19 protein-coding genes and 1 rRNA gene are annotated in these 17829 nt (G+C 70.1%); 10 read left to right on the top strand and 10 right to left on the bottom strand.

The genetic code is table 11. The features are described from left to right. Positions 1-4 precede the first annotated feature (4 nt). Complete coding sequence (gene rsrA, locus AB0K12_RS19585; RefSeq protein ID WP_345389622.1) at positions 5-271, bottom strand: mycothiol system anti-sigma-R factor; 267 nt, start codon at positions 269-271, stop codon at positions 5-7. Beyond that, on the bottom strand, positions 268-873 hold the full coding sequence (locus AB0K12_RS19590) for a sigma-70 family RNA polymerase sigma factor (RefSeq protein ID WP_345389625.1): 606 nt from the start codon (positions 871-873) through the stop codon (positions 268-270). Before AB0K12_RS19590 ends, rsrA begins: the two co-directional genes overlap by 4 nt. 233 nt (positions 874-1106) lie before the next feature. Between AB0K12_RS19590 and AB0K12_RS19595 the strand changes: the two genes are divergently transcribed. Next, a complete protein-coding gene (locus tag AB0K12_RS19595; RefSeq protein ID WP_364562640.1) occupies positions 1107-1847 on the top strand; it encodes a methyltransferase domain-containing protein in 741 nt (246 codons plus the stop codon). Between the two features lie 52 nt (positions 1848-1899). Here the strand turns inward: AB0K12_RS19595 and AB0K12_RS19600 are convergent, their stop codons facing one another. Next, entirely contained in the window at positions 1900-2232 is a 333-nt protein-coding gene (locus tag AB0K12_RS19600) for a TraR/DksA C4-type zinc finger protein (RefSeq protein WP_345389631.1), read from the bottom strand. Between the two features lie 157 nt (positions 2233-2389). Beyond that, complete coding sequence (locus AB0K12_RS19605; protein ID WP_364562643.1) at positions 2390-3136, bottom strand: SOS response-associated peptidase; 747 nt, start codon at positions 3134-3136, stop codon at positions 2390-2392. Between the two features lie 109 nt (positions 3137-3245). Between AB0K12_RS19605 and aroA the strand changes: the two genes are divergently transcribed. Beyond that, entirely contained in the window at positions 3246-4544 is a 1299-nt protein-coding gene (gene aroA, locus AB0K12_RS19610; protein WP_364562646.1) for a 3-phosphoshikimate 1-carboxyvinyltransferase, read from the top strand. 383 nt (positions 4545-4927) lie between these two features. Beyond that, on the top strand, positions 4928-5995 hold the full coding sequence (gene rsgA / locus AB0K12_RS19615; protein ID WP_364562713.1) for a ribosome small subunit-dependent GTPase A: 1068 nt from the start codon (positions 4928-4930) through the stop codon (positions 5993-5995). Between the two features lie 315 nt (positions 5996-6310). On the opposite strand, the gene AB0K12_RS19620 is transcribed toward rsgA, so the two are convergent. After that, complete coding sequence (locus tag AB0K12_RS19620) at positions 6311-6766, bottom strand: DUF4442 domain-containing protein (protein ID WP_364562649.1); 456 nt, start codon at positions 6764-6766, stop codon at positions 6311-6313. An 89-nt stretch (positions 6767-6855) separates the two neighbouring features. Here AB0K12_RS19620 and hisN point away from each other — a divergent pair, with 89 nt between their 5' ends. Further along, positions 6856-7653, top strand: coding sequence for a histidinol-phosphatase (gene hisN, locus AB0K12_RS19625; RefSeq protein WP_364562716.1), 798 nt, complete (start codon positions 6856-6858; stop codon positions 7651-7653). On the opposite strand, the gene AB0K12_RS19630 is transcribed toward hisN, so the two are convergent. Next, positions 7643-9343, bottom strand: coding sequence for a right-handed parallel beta-helix repeat-containing protein (locus AB0K12_RS19630; RefSeq protein WP_364562652.1), 1701 nt, complete (start codon positions 9341-9343; stop codon positions 7643-7645). The genes hisN and AB0K12_RS19630 overlap by 11 nt on opposite strands. Positions 9344-9401: 58 nt before the next feature. Between AB0K12_RS19630 and AB0K12_RS19635 the strand changes: the two genes are divergently transcribed. After that, positions 9402-10241, top strand: a complete 840-nt coding sequence (locus AB0K12_RS19635; RefSeq protein WP_364562655.1) for a TetR/AcrR family transcriptional regulator — start codon at positions 9402-9404, stop codon at positions 10239-10241. Here the strand turns inward: AB0K12_RS19635 and AB0K12_RS19640 are convergent. Further along, positions 10238-11023, bottom strand: coding sequence for a fructosamine kinase family protein (locus AB0K12_RS19640; RefSeq protein WP_364562658.1), 786 nt, complete (start codon positions 11021-11023; stop codon positions 10238-10240). The two genes, AB0K12_RS19635 and AB0K12_RS19640, sit on opposite strands and share 4 nt — an antisense overlap. After that, on the bottom strand, positions 11010-11483 hold the full coding sequence (locus AB0K12_RS19645) for a low molecular weight protein-tyrosine-phosphatase (RefSeq protein WP_364562661.1): 474 nt from the start codon (positions 11481-11483) through the stop codon (positions 11010-11012). Before AB0K12_RS19645 ends, AB0K12_RS19640 begins: the two co-directional genes overlap by 14 nt. A 176-nt stretch (positions 11484-11659) precedes the next feature. Between AB0K12_RS19645 and pstS the strand changes: the two genes are divergently transcribed. From pstS to AB0K12_RS19670, 5 genes are read left to right on the top strand one after another with little or no spacing between them, the layout of a single operon-like run. Further along, positions 11660-12772: a phosphate ABC transporter substrate-binding protein PstS gene (pstS, locus tag AB0K12_RS19650; RefSeq protein WP_364562664.1), complete on the top strand. Its 1113-nt coding sequence runs from the start codon at positions 11660-11662 to the stop codon at positions 12770-12772. A 7-nt stretch (positions 12773-12779) separates the two neighbouring features. Beyond that, a complete protein-coding gene (gene pstC / locus AB0K12_RS19655) occupies positions 12780-13760 on the top strand; it encodes a phosphate ABC transporter permease subunit PstC (RefSeq protein WP_364562667.1) in 981 nt (326 codons plus the stop codon). Next, a complete protein-coding gene (gene pstA / locus AB0K12_RS19660; RefSeq protein ID WP_364562669.1) occupies positions 13757-14632 on the top strand; it encodes a phosphate ABC transporter permease PstA in 876 nt (291 codons plus the stop codon). Before pstC ends, pstA begins: the two co-directional genes overlap by 4 nt. Before the next feature lie 15 nt (positions 14633-14647). Then, the gene (gene pstB, locus AB0K12_RS19665) at positions 14648-15424 is read left to right on the top strand and encodes a phosphate ABC transporter ATP-binding protein PstB (protein ID WP_364562672.1); all 777 of its coding nucleotides are present in this window, start codon (positions 14648-14650) and stop codon (positions 15422-15424) included. Further along, positions 15424-16149: a response regulator transcription factor gene (locus tag AB0K12_RS19670; protein WP_364562674.1), complete on the top strand. Its 726-nt coding sequence runs from the start codon at positions 15424-15426 to the stop codon at positions 16147-16149. The genes pstB and AB0K12_RS19670 overlap by 1 nt, the downstream gene beginning before the upstream one ends. A 229-nt stretch (positions 16150-16378) precedes the next feature. Here AB0K12_RS19670 and AB0K12_RS19675 read toward each other — a convergent pair whose 3' ends face one another. Together AB0K12_RS19675 and rrf are read right to left on the bottom strand one after the other, a co-directional pair. Beyond that, a complete protein-coding gene (locus AB0K12_RS19675) occupies positions 16379-17380 on the bottom strand; it encodes a serine hydrolase (protein WP_364562677.1) in 1002 nt (333 codons plus the stop codon). A 365-nt stretch (positions 17381-17745) separates the two neighbouring features. Further along, a 5S ribosomal RNA gene (gene rrf / locus AB0K12_RS19680) occupies positions 17746-17829 on the bottom strand; the annotation flags it as partial.

Below are 17829 nucleotides of genomic sequence, written 5' to 3' on the forward strand. Positions count from 1 at the left end.
AATCTTAGTCGGCCAGCTCCGACCTCACTTGCGCGATGCGATCGAGCACCTTGGAGCGCAGGTCGGCCGGGACCGGATCGCAGCCGCAGTGCTTGTGGACCAGCGCCTTGATCGCCTTGTCCAGGTCGTATTCCTTGAGGCACGGGCTGCACTCGTCAAGATGCACCTTGATGTCGGCGACGTCCCCCTCCGTCAGCTCGCCGTCGAGGTAGGCGTAGACCTTGTCGAGCACTTCACGACAGTCGGTGTCGTGCGGCTTGCCACAGCTCATTTCGATCCCTCCGACGGGACCAGGCCACGCTCGCGGGCGTAGTCCTCAAGGAGGCCCCGCAGCTGCCTGCGTCCCCTGTGCAGCCTCGACATCACGGTGCCGATGGGAGTGCCCATGATGTCGGCGATCTCCTTATAGGGGAAGCCTTCGACGTCGGCCAGGTAGACCGCGATCCTGAACTCCTCCGGCAGAGCCGCCAGCGCCTGCTTGATGTCACCGTCGGGCAGGTGCTCCAGCGCCTCGACCTCGGCGGACTTCAGGCCACTCGAGGTGTGGGACTCGGCCCGAGCCAGCTGCCAGTCCTCGATCTCCTCGGTGCCGGACTGCCTCGGCTCCCGCTGCTTCTTGCGATAGCTGTTGATGAAGGTGTTGGTGAGGATCCGGTAGAGCCACGCCTTCAGGTTCGTGCCCTGCTGGAACTGGTGGAACGACGCGAACGCCTTGGCGAAGGTCTCCTGCAGCAGGTCCTCCGCGTCCGCGGGATTTCGGGTCATCCGGAGCGCGGCGGAGTAGAGCTGCTCGAGATACGGCATGACGTCGCGCTCGAATCGCTCGCTTCGCTGCTCCAGCGTCTCCGCGCCTGTCGCGGGCACCGGACCCACCCCCCTAAGATCACCGGTGGCCGGCTGTGGCGGTACACCGTACTCAGGGGAGGATACCCGCTGGCTCGCGACCACCCGGTCAGCGGGCTGGGGGTGTGCCAATGTGAGCATGCTCGTCGCAACACGCCCGCGCCCTTGTCTGTTCCCGCAAGATAGAAGGTACGAAGGACCCGGTGCGGGGAACGTCATACGTACCGGCTGGTAGCCCTTTTTCCGGAACCCAGGAGTCGCGTGTGCTGCCCATTCCGGCCGAGGAACTGAACGGCTCAGGGACGCTCGGGCCGTACTGGACCTTCTACCGCGCCGTCGCCGCCGAACAACTCAACCGATGGCTCCCCGCCCAGCCCTCCGTCATCCTCGACCTGTCGGGCGGGCGCGGGCGATGGTCAGGCCAGGCCGCCAGAGCCGGACACCGGGTGATCGAGGTGCTCGACTTCCGCCGTACCGTCGACGGGCAGTCGCGGCTGCGCGACGCCGACCGCGTACGCCACGTGCGCGCCGACGATCTGGCGTTCCTGCCCGACGAGAGCGTCGACGCCGTGCTCGCCGAAGAGCGCGTGATGTCGATCGAGCTCATGGCCGAGTCCGCCATGAACGACGTGGCCAGGGTGCTCAAGCCCGGCGGGCGCGCCCTGGTGTGCGTCGACTCCCTGGTGCTCGGCATGGCGATCCTGGCCGAGCAGGAGCAGTGGCAGCACCTGCGGCAGACCGGCGAGGTCATGCTCGTGCCGTGGCCCGACGGCAGCATCACCCGCTGCTTCAGCAGCACGCAGCTGCGTGAGCTGCTCCAGGGCGCCGGCCTGGAGATCGAGTGGATGCGGCCCCGCACGGTGCTGTCGCCTTCCACGGTCGACCACGTGCTCGGCTCCGACGCGCGGGCGCTCAACTACCTCGTGCGCACCGAGCTCGAAGCCCACCCCGACGACGACGACACCGTCGGCATCCACCTGGTGGCCAGCGCCCGTAAGAAGTGAGCCACACCTCGCCGTTCTTCGTGTCCGGCGAGTGCGCCCTCCTTCTCGCCGGTCAGCGGCGGCGTTCGCGCTTACCCTGGCAGGGCACGCAGCGCGCGGCCTCGGGGCGGGCCTCCAGCCTGCCCTCAGGCACCGGCTTGGCGCAGTCGACGCACCGGCCGTACGCGCCCTCGTCGATGCGCCTGATCGCCTCGACGATCGCCTGCCGCTGGCTGTTGGCCACGGTCAGCATGGCCTGGGCCCGGTCCGCGTCGGTCAGGTCGGAGCCGGCGTCGGCGGCCGAGCGGTCGCGCACTCCGACGGGCTCGCCGCGCAGGACCCCGATCGAGCGATCGAGGTCGGCGAGCATTTCTTCCAGCCGCTCACGAGCGGTCGTGACGTCCACGAATCCGCACCTCCGGGTAAGAAGGGGGCAAACCCGCGGTCAGGACTCCCCGGATGTCCCGCCCGGTGTGATCAAGGGGCAATGTTGGCGGTGACACCGAGTGAACGGTTGCATCGCTTTCCTCACCGGATGCCCACTTGCCGAGCTTTTTACACCTTCAGAAAAGCGCGGTTTCCTCCTCCTCCGGGAGGGGTTTGATGAGGTCGGGGCCGTTGTTCCGGACGTTGTTGACGTCCGTGGAGACCGCGTACGCGGTGAGCCGTCCCGGCTCGGCGGGCACCAGCAGCCGCCCCGCCTGGGTGGTGTCGGTGAGCTTGGGGTCGAGCCACTCCGCCCAGTGGTCCCTGTCGATCATCATGGGCATCCTGTCGTGGATGCGGCCGAGCTGGTCCTCGGCGTCCGTGGTGATGACGGTGCAGGTCACCAGCCACTTGAGCGGGTCGTCGTCGTCCCTGGACGGGTCCTTCCAGAACTCGTACAGGCCGGCCATGGCCAGCACCCCGCCGTCGGCCGGATGGATGAAGTACGGCTGCTTCTTCTTCTTTTCTCCCTCGACCGGCATCCACTCGAAGTAGCCGTCGGCCGGCAGCAGGCACCTGCGCTTGGCGAAAGCCTGACGATAGGACGGCTTCTCGGCCAGCGTCTCGGCCCTGGCGTTGATCAGCCGGGAGCCGATCGACGGGTCCTTGGCCCAGGCCGGCACCAGGCCCCACTTGACGATCCTGAGCTGCCGTACCGCCCGCGCGGCCTCCTTGGGCACCCGGCTCAGCACGGCGTAGACGTTCTTGGTGGGCGCGACGTTGTAGTCGGCGCCGAGCTCCTTGTCGGGGGCGCCGTCCTGCTCGACCTGGAACTCCTCGAGGAGCTCGTGCTTCTTGCGCGCCGAGGCGTATCTACCGCACATGCCCCCACACTGCCATCTCTTCGGTACGTCCATCCACAGGGAGCGACCGTACGGCAGCCGTCATCCACAGGCTGTGACCCCCGCCGCCGACGGCCAGTACTCTTTGACCATGCCCGCCACCACGCCCGCCGCCACGCCCGCTCCGCACTGGCCCGCACCGACGGCGACGGCTCCCGTCGCCGCCACCGTCCCGCTGCCCGGCTCCAAGTCGGTGACCAACCGCGCGCTCCTGCTGGCCGCGCTCGCCGACGGTCCAGGAGTCGTCCGGCAGGCCCTGCGCAGCCGCGACGCCGACCTCATGGTGGCGGCCCTGCGCGCGCTGGGCACCACGCTGGAGGCCGTGAGTGAGACCTCGGCGGGGGTCGACTGGGCGGTGACGCCGGGCCCGATCCGCGGCGGCGCCCGCATCGACGCCGGCCTGGCCGGCACGGTGATGCGGTTCGTGCCGCCGATGGCGGCGCTGGCCGACGGGCCCGTCTCGTTCGACGGCGACCCCCATGCGCGCAAGCGCCCGATGGGGCCCATCCTCGACGCGCTGCGCTCGCTCGGAGCCCGCATCGACAACGACGCGCTGCCGTTCACCATCAGTGGGCCGCCGGCGGGCGGCGAGGTGACGCTCGACGCGTCCGGTTCGTCGCAGTTCGTCTCGGGGCTGCTGCTGACCGCCGCGCGCTACGAGAAGGGCGTCACGATCCGCCACGTCGGCCCGCCGGTGCCGTCGCAGCCGCACATCGAGATGACGGTCGAGATGCTCAGAGCGGCGGGCGTCACGGTCGACGACCACGAGCGCGATGTGTGGCGGGTGGAGCCGGGGCCCATCGCCGCCAGAGACGTGACGGTCGAGCCCGACCTGTCCAACGCGGCCCCGTTCCTGGCGGCGGCCCTGGTCACGGGCGGCAGGGTGACGATCCCTGGCTGGCCTGAGCGCACCACCCAGCCGGGCGACGCGCTGCGCGGCCTGCTCACCGCCATGGGCGCCACGGTCACCCGCTCGGGCGACGACCTCGTGGTCACCGGCAGCGGCCAGGTCACCGGCCTCGACGCCGACCTTCACGAGGTGGGGGAGCTGACCCCCACGATCGCCGCGCTCGCCGCGCTGGCCGGCACGCCGAGCCGCATCAGGGGTGTGAGCCACCTGCGCGGCCACGAGACCGACCGCCTGGCCGCGCTGGCCACCGAGATCAACCGCCTGGGCGGCGACGCCGAGGAGACCGACGACGGCCTGCTCATCCGGCCCCGGCAGCTCCACGGCGGCGTCTTCCACAGCTACGACGACCACCGCATGGCCACCGCCGGCGCGGTGATCGGCCTCGCGGTGCCGGGCGTCGAGGTGGAGAACATCGCGACCACCGCCAAGACCCTGCCGGAGTTCGTCCAGATGTGGACGGCGCTGCTGGAATCGCGATGAGCTGGGCAGACCTTCGCCTCGGCGGTATGACGGGTTTCACCGGTGAAGCGCCGGGCACGTCGGAAAAGGGTGACACGTGAGAACGCGCCGCCCCCCGCACGACCATGCGCCGACCATGCGCACGACCATGAGATCCAGCAGCACGACACCACCCGCCCGATCATGGGCGACGACTCACGGCCGGAGCACGGTCCCACCACCGGCTTCGGCTCCCCATATGACCCTGCCGCCCGGCGGATCCGTGTTGCGGCCGTCCGAGCGCGGACCCACGGCACACCGATGACACCGGAAATGGCCGGTCGGCACACGGAACCCGTCAGGGCGTGGGACGTCTGCCCACGGTCAGCAGCAGCAACGAGGAGCGAGCGTATGGGAGCGGACCGCTGAGGAAGCGGGAGTACGACGAGGACGACGTCAGGGTCCGGCCGGGCAAGGGCTCCAGGCCGCGGACCCGGATCCGTCCTGCGCACGAGGACGCCGTCGAAGGGTTCGTGGTGGCCGTCGACCGTGGCCGCTACACCACGCTGGTCGAGCCGGAGCGCCCCAAGGGCTCGGCGCAGAAGCGCAAGCCGCCGCAGCGCCGGCTCGTGGTCGCCATGAAGGCACGCGAGCTGGGCCGCAAGGGCATCGTCGTGGGCGACAGGGTCGCGCTGGTGGGCGACGTGTCCGGCAAACCCGACACGCTGGCCCGCGTGGTGCGGGTCGAGCCCCGCACGTCGATGCTGCGCCGCTCGGCCGACGACGTCGAGGACACCGACGGCATCGAGCGCCCGGTGGTGGCCAACGCCGACCAGCTCGTCATCGTGACCGCCCTGGCCGACCCGCCGCCCAGGCCGCGCATGATCGACCGCATCCTCGTGGCGGCGTTCGACGCCGAGATCGACACCCTGCTCTGCCTCACCAAGTCCGATCTCGCCCCGCCCGACGAGCTGGTGGCCCTCTACGAGCCTCTGGGCGTGCCGCACGTCGTCGTGCACAAGGGCGGCTCGCTCGACGAGCTGCGCGACCACCTGGCCGGGCGCATCAGCGTCCTGGTCGGGCACTCGGGGGTGGGCAAGTCCACCCTGGTCAACGCTCTGGTGCCCGACGCCAACCGGGCCGTCTCCCAGGTCAACGCCGTCACCGGCCGCGGCCGCCACACCTCCACCTCGGCCGTCGCCCTTGAGCTGCCCGAGGGCGGCTGGATCATCGACACGCCCGGCGTACGCAGCTTCGGCCTGGCCCACGTGTCCGTGGAGACGGTGCTCGCGGCCTTCCCCGACCTGGTTGAGGGCACCGTCGACTGCCCGAAGGGCTGCACCCACCTGGGCGAGGGCTGCGCCCTCGACGCCTGGGCGGCGGCCGGCAACGCCGACCCCGCCCGCCTGGAGTCGTTGCGCCGCCTCCTGTGGAGCCGCGAAGGCACCGCCGACGACCCCCGCCCCGCGGAAGAACCCGCCGACACCACCTGACAGGGATGATGGAGGGAAGCGCTTCCCGGCAGGGTCTGTCCCACCCCTGGCCACGACCACCGCCGTGCACCCCTGGACGCGTCCGCGAGGAACCGGCGACACACCCTGACCGCGACCACCGACCACCGACCTCCGCGATCGCGCCCGCCGCGAGCACCCCGGCCGCCGAACCCGCCGACACCCCAGCCTGGCCCCACAACCGCACCCGCCGCGAGCGCCCGGCCGCCGGTCCCGCCGACGCCCCGGCCGCGCCCCACAACCGCACCCGCCGCGGCCACTCGCCCTCCTGACGGCGCCCGCCGTTCCGGCGGACCGTCACACGCGGGTGGGGCGGAGGGTCCAGGTCACGGTGAAGGTGGTGACGACGGTGCCGTCCGGGTTCGTCAGGTCCACCGTCACGTCGAACTCCGGCCGTTCCCCCGCGTCCAGCCGCGCCAGGACGTCCTCGCGGGAGACCGTCAACCGGGCCTCGGCCCTGATCTCGCCCAGGGCGAGCTTGCGAAAGGCGATGGTCGCCGTGGTGGGCAGCGGCACCGCACGTACGAGCTGGTCGCCGAAGACGGACAGCACGGCGGCCCCCGACGCCGACTCGGCGAGCGTGAAGAGCACCCCGGCGTGCGGCCCGCCGACGTGGTTGGCCAGGTCGGCCCGCTCAGGGACGCGGCAGACCGCCCGCCCGTCCCCCACCGACTCGAAGACGATGCCCAGCGTCCGGGCGAACGGGACCGACCCCAGCAGAAGCTCACCGACATCTTGCGACATGCGAGACATGCTACTGGTCAGTAACTGGAAGCAGAGTTACCAGAAAAGGGGCGTTGGTAACTGATGTCCGTATGGCCGACGCGGTAGCGTGGGCGACCGTGCAGGGTTATAACGATGATCTTCGCCTCGCGCATGTCATGGCGGACGCCGCCGATGACCTGACCATGCGGCGGTTCAAGGCGGTCGACCTCAAGGTCGAGACCAAGCCCGATCTGACGCCGGTCAGCGACGCCGACCGCGCGGTGGAGGAGGCCATCAGGGGCACGCTGCGCCGTGCCAGGCCGCGTGACGCGGTGGTCGGCGAGGAGTTCGGGAAGACCGGCTGGGGCGCCCGCTCGTGGATCATCGACCCCATCGACGGCACCAAGAACTACGTACGCGGCGTGCCCGTCTGGGCGACCCTGATCGCGCTCATGGAGTACGGCAAGGTCGTCGTCGGCCTGGTGTCGGCCCCCGCGCTGGGCCGCCGCTGGTGGGCCGCGACCGAGGGCGGGGCGTGGACGGGCAGGAGCCTGACCAAGGCGTCCCGCATGCAGGTGTCCTCGGTCTCCTCCCTGGAGGACGCGTCGTTCTCGTACTCGAGCTTCGGCGGCTGGGAGAAGACCGGCAAGCTGGACAACTTCCTCGACCTGAGCCGCGCCTGCTGGCGGACCCGCGCGTACGGCGACTTCTGGTCGCACATGATGGTCGCGGAGGGCTCGGTCGACCTGTCGGCCGAGCCGGAGCTGTCGCCGTGGGACATGGCGGCGCTCACCGTGATCGTCGAGGAGGCCGGCGGCGTCTGGACCGACGTCGCCGGCGTCAAGGGCCTCGAGGGCGGCAGCCTCGTCTGCACGAACGGTCACCTGCACGCCGAGGTCATCGACCGCCTCAACGGCACCACGGTCAGGACCTGACGCCCGCCCTGTCCTGGATGGCCTGGGTCGCGGCGGTCAGCGCGCCTTCGTCGGCGATCGTGACGTTCCCCTCGTACGTCACCCCGCTCGGCGGATCGTCGTGCCCCACCGGGTCGGCGTCCCAGAAGTTGCCCCGGTAGGTGACGTTCTCCAGCGGCGGCCCGACGTGCAGCACGGCCGTGTTGTCGGCCCGCATGACGACGTTCTCCTCGACGAGCACCCAGCTGGCGCCGTAGTCGGTGTAGAGCCCGAAGTTGTACGGCGTCACCGTGTCCTTGATGACGTTGCCCCGGACGACGGCCCCGGTGTCCGCCGAGTCGCCCTGCGGCCCCGACAGGTAGACGCCGCCACCGTCGGCCAGCACCTGCAGGGTGCGGGCGGTCAGGTTGTGCAGGATGTGGGTGCCCTCGCCGGCGCCTGCCACGATGCCGCAGTGGGGCACGTCGGTGACCTCGTTGTGCGCGACGACGCAGCCCCGGGTGCCGGAGATGGCGATGCCGGGCGACCCGCTGAGCTCCAGCCCGGTCCCGCGCACCCGGTTGTCCTCGATCGCGGCGCTCCGGGTGCCGGTCACGGTGACGCCGCCGCCGGCCAGCGTGTCGAAGGCGCACCGCCGTACGGCGACGCCGTCGCCCCCGCTGACGCTGAGCCCGGTGGCCCCGAGCCGGGTGAAGCGGCACCCCGTGACCTCGACGCCGTCGGCGTCCTCGATCTGCACGCACGCCGGAACCGTGACGGAACTCAACGGATACGTCACGTACGATCCCTCGCCCAGCTCGGCCCGCTCCACCGGCCCGCCCTCGTAGAACCCGCTGCCGTGATAGTGCACGAACCCCTCGGGCCGCCCCGGCCGCAGCCACGTGGCCTCGGCGAACACCAGCCCGCGCAGGGCCACCTCGCGCGCACCCGCCAGCCGTACCAGCGTCTCCAGCACCGGCGCGACCACCCGCGCGGACGCCGGCTCCTCCCCCGGCAGCGGCAGGTACATCAGCACGTGCGCGCCCGGCCGCGCCCGGTCGAGCACGAAGGTGCCCGGCTCGCGCAGGAAGCTCGGGTCGTTCTCGACGGACGTGGGCAGGCCGGGGCCGATGGAGGCGTTGCCCTCATAGACGGACTGGTAGAGCGCGTACGCCCACTCGTACCCGGGCCGCGCCATGGTGATCACGGTGGAGCCGCCCGCACGCGCGATGCCGGCCACCTGGAGCCTGGCCTCAGTCCACGGGTAGACGCCGCGGTGCACGAACTCGACGTTCTGCCAGCTCAGCGGCTCAGAGCTGTCGGTGACGTAGCCGGTCTCGGTCGCCGTGACCGTGCCGGGCAGGCCGGGGACGGCGGCGCGCGGGGCCCGCCGGCCGTTCACGTAGAGCTGACGGGTGTCGAGGTCGCCGACCTCGGCCAGCCAGACCCCGTCGTCGCGCACCCGCCAGCCGGTGATCTCCCGCCCGCCGCTGATGACGGGCTCCTCCTGCTCGGGGGCGCCGTAGCCGGCCGCCTGATAGACCGTCCCCGAGTCGTCGGCCCCCAGCTCGAACGGGCGGGTCAGCACGTGAACACCGCCCCGCAGGTGCACGACCGCCTTCCCGCCCGCCTCGCGGGCCGCCGCGCGGGCGCGTTCGAGCGTGGCGAACGGCCGGTCCTGCGAGCCGGGCCAGGAGTCGTCGCCGGCGGGCGAGACGTGAATCTGTTCCATGGGTCACCTCCGCTGTCGTTTATGCCGTACACAGATTTGTACACCATAAACTAGACCCATGGACGACGGTGTCGAATTGTTGTGGCGCGACAGGGACGACGAGAGCGCGCCGCGCGCCGGGCTGAGCCTCGACCGGATCGTGCGGGCGGGCATCGAGCTGGCCGACGCCGAAGGGCTCGACGGCCTGTCGATGCGCAAGGTCGCCGACCGGCTCGGCTTCACCACGATGTCCCTCTACCGCCACGTGCCAGGCCGCGACCAGCTCGTCGCCCTGATGCGCGACGCCGCCATCGGCGAGCACCTGAATGAAGAGCCCGCCGAAGAGCCGTCCGGCGCGGGCTGGCGCCCGAGACTCGAGGCCATGATCAGGCAGGGCTGGCGCTGCCGCCGCCGCCACCCGTGGCTCGCCGAGGTCAGAGGCACGCGCAACGTCCCGGGCCCGAACGCGGTGGCGCTCTTCGACCGCATGCTGAGCACCCTCACCGGCACCCCGCTCCACCCCCGCGAAGTGATCGCCGCCGTCAACCTGGTCGGCCGCTTCATGGACGCCGAGGCGCTGAGCCTCGTCGAGACCCTGCGCGAGGAGCGCAGCAGCGGCGTGTCCGAGGAGGAGTGGTGGGGCGCCAGAGACTCCCTGTACGAACGCCTCCCCGCCTACCCCACGATCACCCGCCTCTGGGAGACGGGCGGCTGGGACGCCCCCGAGGACTCCTTCGAGTTCGGCCTGCGCCGCATCCTCGACGGCATCGAAGCCCTCATCCAAGAACGTGACGAAAAGCGTGACGAAACATGTGCCGAGTGCGGCGACAAGCTGGACCCCGCCCCATCGGGCCGCCCCCGCGTCTACTGCTCCCGCGCCTGCCAGCAACGCGCGTACCGCCGCAGAAGGACTCCTTAGAGCGAGAGCACCCGCCGCACCGCCGCCATCAGGCTGTCCCGATAACCGCCCCCGTACAACACCACATGGACGAGCAGTGGATGCAGCTGATGCACCGGCACCCGCTCCCGCCACCCCTCGGCGAGCGGCCATTCCTCCCGGTAAGCCCCCAGCACCCGATCGAGCTGCGGCAGCCCGAACAGATCGAGCATCGCGAGATCCGTCTCGCGATGCCCGCCGTGCGCCGCCGGATCGATCAGCATCCCCTGCCCGCCCGACCACAGCACGTTCCCGCTCCACAGATCCCCATGGATCCGGGCAGGCGGCTCGACCGGCCCCGCCACCTCCGGCAGCCGCGCCACGGCCCGCTCGACCAGCGCGACGTCCGAGGCGGGCAACCGCGCCTCCCGCAGGAACGGCAGCACCCGCCGCTCCCCGTAGAACGTCGCCCAGTCAGGGGCGTCCGCGTTGTCCATCGGCAACTCGGCGATGAACCCGGGCCACGGAGCCCCGAACCGCTCGGCCCCCGCCCGATGCATCCGCGCCAACATGCGCCCGAACCGCTCGGCCGCCGCCCGATCGGGCCGCTCCTCGCGCACCCAGGCCAGCACGAGCCGATCAGGCTCGGCCTCGATCACCTCGGGCACCGCGGCGACCTCGCCCAGCCAGCGCAGCCCGGCGGCCTCCGACACCAGCACCTCGGAGGCGGGCCCGCTCTTGACGAACACCGCCCGCCCGTCGTCCAGCACGCCCCGCCGCAGCCGCCGCCCGTGCGACGTGCCGAGCTCCTCAGCGAATCTCATCGGCGATGTGCTTGGCGACGCCCTCAGCGGCCGACTCGACCAGCTCCAGCACCTCCTCGAACCCCTCACGCCCCCCGTAGTACGGATCAGGCACCTCCGCCCCGTCAGGCGCGGCGGGATCGAACGACCGGAACAACCGCACCTCCACCCCGGCAGGCGCCAGCCGCCGCAGATTGGACAGATTGTCCCGGTCCATGGCGAGCACCAGGTCGTACCGGTCGAACCAGTCCTTGGTGAACTGCCTGGCCCGGTGCGCCGACCCGTCGTAGCCGCGCAGGGTGAGGATCTCCAGCGCCCGCTCGTCCATCGGATCGCCCACGTGCCACCCGCCGGTGCCGGCGGAGTCGACCACGACCTGCGCGCCGAGGCCGCGGTCCGCGAGCACCTTGCGCAGCACCACCTCCGCCATCGGAGACCGGCAGATGTTCCCCATGCACACCACGACCACGCGATACGTCATGCCTCCATTCTCACCAATGATCCGTGGTGAGCCGTTCACCAAGAGGCACCTGACGGTGAATCGGTGCAGCACACCGACCCGCAGCGTTCACCGTCCGTTCATCCGCTCTCGGGAGGCGAGTCACCTTCGCTGCATAGCTTCATGGCGACTAAGGATCAAGTGGGAGGAACCCAACCGTGAAGTATGCAGGCCGGCTCGCCGCCGTCGCCGTCGTCGGCGCGCTCTCGCTCGCTGCGTGCGGCACAGACAACAACAACCCCTCGGGCAGCGGCACGACCTCCGCGACCGCCGCCGCGCCCGCCGCGGGCAACGACAACGGTCTGAGTGGCTCGATCAACGCCGCAGGCTCCTCTGCCCAGGCCAACGCGATCACCGAGTGGACGAAGAACTTCACGGCCACGAACCCTGGTGTGACCCTGAACTACCAGCCCAGCGGCTCCGGCGCGGGCGTGCAGGCGTTCATTCAGGGCACGGTCGCCTTCGCCGGCTCCGACTCGGCTTTGAAGGACGACGAGCCCGCCCAGGCCGACGCCCGCTGCAAGACCGGCAAGGCCATCAACATCCCGATGGTCACCGGCCCGGTCGCGGTTGTCTACAACCTCCCCGGCGTGGACGGCCTGCAGCTGTCGCCGAAGACGCTTGTGGGGATCTTCAACAGCAAGATCACCAAGTGGGACGACCCGGCCATCAAGGCCGAGAACCCGAGCGCCCAGCTCCCGTCCACGCCCATCCAGGCCGTCCACCGCTCGGACGAGTCGGGCACCAGCGACAACTTCACCAAGTTCCTCAAGGCCACCGGCGACTGGCCGTACGAGCCGGGCAAGGCCTGGCCCGCCGAGGCCAAGGGCCAGGGCGCCAAGGGCTCCGACCAGATCGCCGCCAGCGTGAAGGACTCCGAGGGCGCGATCAGCTACGTCGAGCTCTCCTACGCCGAGAACTCCTCGCTGCAGAAGGCCAAGATCGCCAACGGCGCCGGCGAGTACGTCGAGCTCACCCCGGAGAGCGCGGCCAAGACCGTCGAGACCGCCGAGGTCAAGGGCACCGGCAACGACCTCGCTCTGTCCATCGACTACGCCACCAAGACCCCGGGCGCCTACCCGATCGTCCTGGTGACGTACGAGATCACCTGCGAGAAGGGCCTGCCGGCCGACCAGCAGCAGATCGTCAAGAGCTTCCTCACCTACACCGCCAGCGACGAGGGCCAGGCGGCGCTGAAGGAGCTGGGCTACGCCCCTCTCTCGGGCGAGCTGCTGACCAAGGTCAGGACCGCCGTCGAGGCCATCTCCTAGGCAGCCGATGTCGACCGACGTACGTACCCGTGAGGGCGGACCGGACACCAGCCGGTCCGCCTCGCGGCGCAGCCTCGGTGAAGGCCCCTTCCGCTTCGTCTCCACCGCCGCCGGCGTCGTCCTGCTGGGGATCATGGCGGCCATCGCCGTGTTCCTCATCGGCGAGGCCATCCCGGCGCTCCAGGCGAACAAGGCGTCCTTCCTCACGGAGCTGACCTGGGACCCCAACGGCCAGCAGACGTTCGGCATCGCCGCGCTGGCCTTCGGCACCGTGCTCAGCTCCGCGCTCGCCCTGGTCATCGCCACCCCGATCGCCGTCGGCGTGGCACTGTTCATCTCGCACTACGCCCCCCGCAGGCTCGCCGCGCCGCTCGGCTACCTCATCGACCTGCTCGCCGCGGTCCCCAGCGTCGTCTACGGCCTCTGGGGCCTGGCGTTCCTGGTGCCGCTCATGCGGACGCCGTCGCAGTGGCTCAACGAGCACCTCGGCTGGTTCCCGCTGTTCGCCGGCGAGGGCGTGATCGGCGGCAAGACCATGCTCGCCGGCGGCATCGTGCTGGCCATCATGATCCTGCCGATCATCGCGGCCATCTCGCGCGAGGTGTTCCTCCAGGCGCCCAAGATGAACGAGGAGGCGGCGCTCGCGCTCGGCGCGACCCGCTGGGAGATGATCAGGATGGCCGTCCTGCCGTTCGGCCGCCCCGGCGTCATCAGCGCCGCCATGCTCGGCCTCGGCCGCGCCATGGGCGAGACCATCGCGGTCGCGCTGATCTTCCCTGCCACGTTCGACATCACCTTCGAGATCCTCACCCCGCACGCCAACAGCATCGCCGCCAACATCGCCAACGGCTTCGGCGAGGCCACCGAGATCGGCAGGGGCGCGCTGATCGCGTCCGGCCTGGTGCTGTTCCTCATCACGTTGCTGGTCAACATGGGCGCGCGCGTGGTCATCAACCGCCGCAAGGAGTACGCGAGGGCCGGCGCATGACCTCGATCCAACACATCTCCACCGGCCGCCGCATCAAGGACCGGGTCGTCCAGGGCCTGGTCTACCTGGCGTTCGCGCTGGCCGTCGTGCCGCTCGTCTCCGTGCTGTGGCTGGTCATCTCCAACGGCCTGGCCCGGTTCGACCTGGAGTTCCTCACCCACTCCATGAACGGCATCGGGGCCAGGGACGCTGGCGGCGGCGCGTACCACGCCATCGTCGGCACCCTCGAACAGGTCCTGCTCGCCTCCGTCATCTCGGTCCCCATCGGCCTGTTCACCGCCATCTACCTCGTCGAGTACGGCCAGGGCGGCCGCCTCAGCCGGGCCATCAGCTTCTTCGTGGACGTCATGACCGGCATCCCCTCGGTCGTCGCCGGCCTGTTCGTCCTCGCGTTCTGGATCCTGTTCCTCGGCTTCCCCTACTCCGGCTGGGCGGGTGCGCTCGCCCTGTCCATCCTGATGATGCCGACCGTCGTCAGGTCCGCCGAGGAGATGCTGCGCCTGGTGCCGGGCGACCTGCGCGAGGCCTCGTACGCGCTGGGCGTCCCCAAGTGGCGCACCATCGTCAAGGTCGTGCTGCCGACCGCGTTCACCGGCATCGTCACCGGCGTCATGCTGGCCGTGGCCCGCGTCGCAGGCGAGACCGCGCCGCTGCTGATGACGGTGTTCTTCACCAACTCCATCAACAACGACCCGTTCAACGGGCCGCAGATGGGCCTTCCCCTCTTCGTCTTCGACCAGGCGGCCCGTCCCAACGACACCGCCATCGACCGGGCGTGGACCGGAGCCCTCACGCTGATTCTGATCGTCATGCTGCTCAACCTGGTGGCGCGTCTCATCGCCTGGTGGCGTGCGCCCGCCAAGGGCCGATAGGGGGTAACCACCACAATGTCCAAGCAGATCCAGGTGTCGGGCCTCGACGCGTACTACGGGTCGCACAAGGCGATCGAAGACGTGTCGATGACCATCGAGCCGCGGTCGATCACCGCGTTCATCGGCCCGTCCGGCTGCGGCAAGTCGACGTTCCTGCGCACGCTCAACCGCATGCACGAGGTCATCCCCGGCGCACGCGTGGAGGGCAAGGTGCTGCTCGACGGCGAGGACCTCTACGCCCCCACCGTCGAGCCCGTCTCCGTCCGCCGCATGATCGGCATGGTCTTCCAGCGCCCGAACCCGTTCCCCACGATGTCGATCTACGAGAACGTGGCCGCCGGGCTCCGCCTCAACCGCCGCGTCAGCAAGTCCGAGACCGACGCCATCGTGGAGGAGTCGCTCAAGGGCGCCAACCTCTGGAACGAGGTCAAGGACCGCCTCAACAAGCCCGGCGCCGGCCTGTCCGGCGGCCAGCAGCAGCGGCTCTGCATCGCCCGCGCGATCGCCGTCCAGCCCGAGGTCCTGCTCATGGACGAGCCGTGCTCCGCGCTCGACCCGATCTCCACGCTGGCCATCGAGGACCTCATGGCCAAGCTGAAGGACCAGTACACGATCGTCATCGTCACCCACAACATGCAGCAGGCCGCCCGGGTCAGCGACCGTACCGCCTTCTTCAACCTCGCCGAACAGGGCAAGCCCGGCAAGGTCATCGAGATGGACGAGACGTCCCGCATGTTCACCAACCCCTCACAGAAGGCCACCGAGGACTACATCACGGGGCGCTTCGGCTGATGACCCACCAGCAGGCGGCGCCCACGATGAACGGGGACACGAGGGCCAAGCCCGTACTGCTCATCGCCGACCCCGACGGCTCCGTGGTGGACGACGTCGCCACCGCCCTCGAACGCGAGGGCGTGGCCGTCACCGGGGCGCCCGACGGCGCCCAAGGGCTGCTGCAGGCCGGAGCCCTGCAGCCGGACGTGGTGCTCGTCGCGGCCACGCTGCCGGTCATCGACCCGGTCGACTTCGTCCGCGCCGTACGCCTCGCGCGCACCGTACCCGTCCTGCTCGGCGTCGGAGAGGGGCATGCCGAGCAGGCCGTACGCGCGCTCGCGGCCGGCGCCGCCGCCTGCGTGGCCCGGCCCTACCGGGTGCCGGAACTGCTGCCGTTCATCCAGGCCAGCTCCCCCGAGTCGCGCAAGGTGCTCACCGTCGGCGGCGTCGAGCTGGACGTCCACGCCTACCAGGTACGCGTCGCCGGCCGCGCCGTCCACCTGCCGCTACGCGAGTTCGAGCTGCTGCAGTACCTCATGCGCAACGCCGACCGCACGGTCACCCGCGAGCAGATCATGCGCCACGTCTGGCACGCCGCGGCCAACACCTCGACGAACACCATCGCGGTCCACGTCAAACGTTTGCGAGCGCGCCTGGGCGACGAGGACGACCAGCTCATCCAAACGGTCCGCGGCGTCGGCTACCGCCTCGTCACCCCGGCCACCTCAAAAACCCTCACCTGACAGCGATAACCCATCATCCCGGGCACCTCCGAGAACCCCGCACAGCGCACCCCGATACCCATCACCCCGGGACATCTCCGAGGACCCCACACAGGGCGCCCCGATACCCATCACCCCGGGAAGGTCCGGGACATCGCGCAGCGCGCCCGATACCCATTGCCTTCTGGGCACCTTCGAGGTCCTCGCACAGCGCTCCCGGCCCCGCAGCCCGTCAGCCCGGGCAGTCCCGTCACCCCGGGCAGTTCCGAAAAGCCCGCATGACGCGCTCGGCGACGCCTTCGACGGTCGCTATGCCGTACTCCACCTGAGGACTGCCCTCGCTGAGCACCGCGATCGCGAAGTCCCGCCCGTCGCTCCTGATGAGCCCGACGCTGGCCGTGGCCCAGCGCTTGTTGGACACCCGCTTGAGCCAGCCGTTCTTCAGCACCACCCGCTCCCCACGGCACGCGGCCGCACTGACCCCCCAGTTCTGCCCGTCCACAACGGCGCCCATAAGGCTCAGCACCCGCGCGCGATCCTCCTCCCTAAGCGGCCCCTTCTTGGAGACCAGCGCCCCCATGAGCCGCACCTGATCGTCGACGGACGTCGGAGTGATCCCCCAGCAGTACAGATCCACGCACGTCCCCGCCACCCCCCGCGTCTCCCGCAGCCCGAACTTCCTGCCCACCGCATCGAACCCCGACACCCCGCCGATCCGCTCCCACAACCGATCGGCCGCATGGTTGTCGCTGTACCGGATCATCCGCTCAGCATCCCGCCGCACCCCGGCCGGCAACGCCTTCCAGCTGGTTCTGAGCAACACCCCGAGAAGTATCTGCACCTTGGCCACACTGGCGGTGATCATCCGCTCACCCGCGTGATACCGATAACTACGCCCAGCACCCAGTTCCTTGACCATCACCGCAACCCGCCCGACCCGCCCAGCAAGATACCGGTCAAGCCGCTTCGAAATAGCCTTGGCCGGCACTTTCGGCCTCTCAACAACCCGCCGCCGCCCCACCACCAGTTGCCGCGCCGCCGCCTTCTTCCCTAACCCCACCCAAGCATCCCCAACCCGCAACACCGCCTGGCCTTCCACCCCCACACCCACCGACGCCACTGGACCCGTACTCACCGGCCCCCGCTCCCCACCAGCATCGGCCGCCCTCACCTCACCAGCCACCGCTAAGGGCAGAACCAACCCCACCGCCCCAAAAAGCAGCCCCACCACCTTCACCCAAACCCCGGCCATTCGAGCATTATCACGACATCACCAACTAACCCGCCACCCCAAGCCGTCTCCAACACCGCCGGCCCCAAGACCCAGCACCACCAAAGAAGCCCCGGCGTCCGACGAAGACAAGCAGCCACCCGAAAGACCACAGCCCTCCAAAACCCCGCACCCGAAAAACAGCGACCCCCGAAGACCCCCGCACAGACGACGAGACCGCGACCTCCCCAACAAGACCGGGAACACGCCGGAAAACCCCCGCCATCCGACAACCAACCCTGGCCATGCCGAAAGAAAAGGGGGGTCATGCGGAAAAAAGAGGGGTCCGGACATGCGGAAAGGGCCCCAACACCAAACATGGTGTTGAGACCCTTTCCTTAAAGATTGTCCGGCGGTGACCTACTCTCCCACACCCTCCCGAGTGCAGTACCATCGGCGCAGGGAAGCTTAACTTCCGGGTTCGGAATGTA

This window comes from Nonomuraea sp. NPDC049419, assembly GCF_040676995.1.
GTDB classification, from domain to species: domain Bacteria; phylum Actinomycetota; class Actinomycetes; order Streptosporangiales; family Streptosporangiaceae; genus Nonomuraea; species Nonomuraea salmonea.